The organism is Sulfuricurvum sp. MLSB, from assembly GCF_000747095.1.
Taxonomy (GTDB): Bacteria; Campylobacterota; Campylobacteria; order Campylobacterales; family Sulfurimonadaceae; genus Sulfuricurvum.
Genome location: NZ_JQGL01000085.1, coordinates 1 through 1,109 on the forward strand (window position 1 = coordinate 1; position 1,109 = coordinate 1,109).

Here is a 1,109-nt window from a genome sequence, read left to right on the forward strand (position 1 = left end):
TTCGAATCCCTCTCTGTCCGCCACCCACCTTTAAATTCCCCTATTTATGACAATACTTCCAAAGTTCAAAATTTTTTGTTTCTCTTCTGTGCCCGCATTCCTAAACGCATAGTTCTGCATTGCCGACGATCTGCCTAAAATAATTAAATTTAATATTGATATATTTTAAAATATTCTGTAAACTCTTGTCTAATGCAGGCTAAATGTTTTGCTATTTAGAGGAGAAAGGGAGCATTCCGATGAATGGATCAATTTTGAACATTGTTGAGGGAAACGGGATCATTTTAGGCGATGACGAACAGCGCTATACGTTTGAACGCGAAGATGTAAAAAGTTCGAACGTGAGAAACGGTACAAAAGTAAACTTTATCGTTGAAGATAATAAAGCGAAAGAAATCTATTCCATCGCAGGATCCAATCCCGCAGATACGATTGCACAAGGCGTAGCCAATCTGACAGGTGGTTCAGACGTCAAAACGGGTGCTTACATTGCGGCTTTCGGTGCATTTGTCGCATTGATCGGTGCGGCTACCGCCTTTTTTGCTTTTGTCGGTTTGGCCATCGAATTGTATGGGGTTTATCTTTTGGCACAATACAAATCCCAAATGGATTTTTTCTGGTATCAGGTTAAATCCTTTGTCGCCGTTGTCGTTATGTCGATTTTTCTCAGCTTTACCTTGTTCGGCGCTATGGCCTTTTCACTCTTTGATTCGCTCGATTCGCTCGGTTTCGGAACCATCTTTATGGCTATCTTAGCATTCGCCGCAGCTCTTTATTCGGTTTACGCTATGTTCCAGTCCCTCAACCGCCTTGCCGGCGCATTCGACAACAAACTCTTCACGATTGCCGCATGGCTGTATTTGTTTGGAATTTTGACGATGTTCTTGGGAGTCGGATTCGTATTGTTATTGATTTACAGCATTTTGCTGATTATCGCGTACGCAACCATCAAAGAGCAGTAAAGGGACTACCCAAGCCCCCACATTTTCTTACAGCTTGGTCTTATCGATATGCACGCCGCTGTACTCAAGCGCATAAATCAGCTCGATCGGATCAAGTTTATCAAAATTCTCAATGATCAATGTTCGAAGATACTCTTTTTCCATCAG

Annotated in this window: 1 protein-coding gene; it reads left to right on the top strand. The window is 42.1% G+C overall.

Features of this window, described 5'->3' with window-relative positions; all coding sequences use genetic code 11:
- The first annotated feature begins 239 nt into the window (after positions 1-239).
- On the top strand, positions 240-962 hold the full coding sequence (locus tag JU82_RS06525) for a DUF996 domain-containing protein (protein WP_037948355.1): 723 nt from the start codon (positions 240-242) through the stop codon (positions 960-962).
- Positions 963-1,109 lie beyond the last annotated feature (147 nt).